Origin of the sequence: uncultured Fibrobacter sp. (assembly GCF_937877005.1) — a bacterium.
GTDB lineage: Bacteria > Fibrobacterota > Fibrobacteria > Fibrobacterales > Fibrobacteraceae > Fibrobacter.
Genome location: NZ_CALEFV010000261.1, coordinates 1 through 2,491, shown reverse-complemented (window position 1 = coordinate 2,491; position 2,491 = coordinate 1). Strand labels below are relative to the sequence as shown.

The following is a 2,491-nucleotide window of genomic DNA, read 5'->3' as shown; positions in this document are numbered from 1 at the left end:
AAGGATGTACCGGGACTTTATTCTGGCCGCTTGCCGTGTGACGATTGCACCAGCCGTATGGTGCGTATGACTCTTGGTGAGGATAGCTCTGTCGAAGCAATCCAGCTGGTTTTGAAGGACACGATGGAAACGGATTCCCTGAAGGGAACTTATTCAATTACCGACAGTACAATCAAGGTGACGCTCGCTGGCGATAAAGGCCATTGGAACTTTAAGCGTGCCAAGTTCGGCAATTTGCAATATATGACGGCCGCAGGCACGGTTTATGAAGATGAAGACGGAATGAAGGCCGAGCTGATTCGCATTTTCAAGGTAGCGCCGAAGACGCTTACGAAGAAAACAGATTCTGCCGCTGCCGATTCAGTCAAGAAGGAAGAACAGCCTAAGGAGTAATATGCAGTGTACTGCACTAATCATTGACGACGAACCGCTTGCCCGCAAGCGCATGATTTCGCTTTTGGAACCTTATGCCTCCGAGATTGAAATCTTGGGGGAGGCGGGCTCCGGTGCGCAGGCCGTCAAGATGATTCACGAGATGATGCCTGACGTGGTGTTTTTGGATATCCAGATGCCTGACATGGATGCGTTTGAAGTGTTGCATTCTTTGCAAGGGGACGATGTCCCGCTCGTGATATTCACGACGGCGTTTGACAATTTCGCGCTCAAGGCGTTCGAAGAAAATACGGTGGATTACCTTTTGAAGCCGGTGGCTCCGGAACGTTTGACCTCTGCGATTGAAAAACTCCGCAAGATGATTCCGCAAGTGGACGACACGGCAATCCCGTCCGACTTGAACTGGGAAAAGCTGCGTAACCTGGTGGACATGAGCGGACTCTACCTGCAGCGCTTGCAGGTGAAAGTGGGCGACCGCATTGTATTTGTGAATATTGACGAGGTAATCCGTTTCCATAGCGAAGAAAAGTACACGACAGTTTACACCGTGAACGGTCAGTACGTGATTGATACCCCGCTGGTGGAACTGGAAAAGAAACTGGACCCGAAACATTTTACCCGAGTCCACCGTTCCCATATCGTGGCGATCGACTACATTGCCGAATGCCGCAAGGGTGATGCGGGCCGCATGGTGATGGTGCTCCGCGACAAGGCAGCAACCCAGCTGGTGGTGAGCCGCTCCTTGGTCAAGAAGATTAGAACACTGTAGAGTCATTCGCGTTTTTCTAAATTGCACTTGTCATTCTTTAACGTTGAATTTTATGGAAAAAGATAAACAGCCGTTTTCGTGGAAAAAGTTTGTGAAAGGGCTCCTTCGGGAAATCATTGTCCCGGTGGCGCTCGCGCTGATTGTGATCCAGTATGTGATTCAGGCGTTCCAGATTCCGAGCGGGTCGATGGAAGATACGCTGCATACGGGCGACTTTCTGCTGGGTCTCAAGTTCACCTATGGTTCTCCGATTCCGTTTAGCAACCAGAAGTTTCCCGGTTATACATACCCTGCGAAGGGTGACGTGGTGATTTTCCGCTATCCGGGTGAGCCTGAATACCCCGATGGCAATCCAGAACGCTACACGCACTTGTTCAATGCGCTCATGTTTGGCAACCTCTACTGGGACCACCAGCCGCTCGATGGACAGCCGCACTTGATTCATTACGCAGATGGCCCAAAGGACTACATTAAACGTTGCGTGGCGGTGAGCGGTGATACGGTGGCCGTTCATAAGGGGCGTCTCTATGTGAATGGGAAACTACAAGACCCCTTGCCGGGTCGTGGCAAGTATACAGCCGCTGCGCGTACCTATTCTCCGCGGGATGAACTCGAATCCTTCGTGGTGCCTTCGGTCGGGGACACCTTCGACGTGGCAAGCCTTCCGCTAGAAAAGCTGTGGTGGCTGCGTTCGCTCGTGGCTCAGGAAAATCCGGATGAACCGGTGGAACTTGAAATTTCTCTGTGGAAGGATTCCGTCGAGGTCAACAACTACGATTTCGAAGACTTCAAGGTGCCTGTCGAGAACGATCGCGGCTTAGCCCTCAACGAATTGTTCCGCCGTAGCCGCACCGTGATTCAGCAGCGTCTGACTCAGGGAGACACGGTTTCGGGCGTGATGTCGTTTGCCTACTTTAGGGAACTTGCCCGCATTGGCTACTTGCCGATGATAGACCCGAACCTTCGCGGAGGGCTGATGCGCCCGGTTAGCTACATGGCGTTCGAAGGCTCGCTCCTGCGCGACCTGGAAGGCAACGTGGCGCTTCTGAACAAGGCCGAAGAAGATAGCACCGGCACGGGGGAGACAATTGAAGTCGACGCCCCGCAAGATGGCGGCTCTACGGTCGAAGGCATGGCGGGCGATACGCTCGATGCGCAGGCATTGTCTAAGTTTGAAATTCGCCGCAGGTTGCTTCTGGGAGGCCGTCCGATCGAAACCTATGTGGTCAAGACACCGCAGTTCTTTATGATGGGCGACAATCGCGACAATTCTGCCGATAGCCGCTACTGGGGCTTTGTGTCGCTCAGGAATATTCGCGCCAAGGCGTT

At 53.0% G+C, this 2,491-nt stretch carries 3 protein-coding genes; all 3 read left to right on the top strand.

Translation table 11 applies throughout. From position 1 onward, the window contains the following. Nucleotides 1-393: copper resistance protein NlpE N-terminal domain-containing protein (locus tag Q0628_RS11665; RefSeq protein WP_298771208.1), on the top strand; the 393-nt coding region annotated here is incomplete at its 5' end. 1 nt (nucleotide 394) lies between these two features. Then, nucleotides 395-1,162, top strand: coding sequence for a LytTR family DNA-binding domain-containing protein (locus Q0628_RS11660; protein WP_298771206.1), 768 nt, complete (start codon nucleotides 395-397; stop codon nucleotides 1,160-1,162). A gap of 52 nt (nucleotides 1,163-1,214) precedes the next feature. Continuing rightward, on the top strand, nucleotides 1,215-2,491 hold a 1,277-nt coding region (gene lepB / locus Q0628_RS11655; RefSeq protein WP_298771204.1), incomplete at its 3' end, for a signal peptidase I.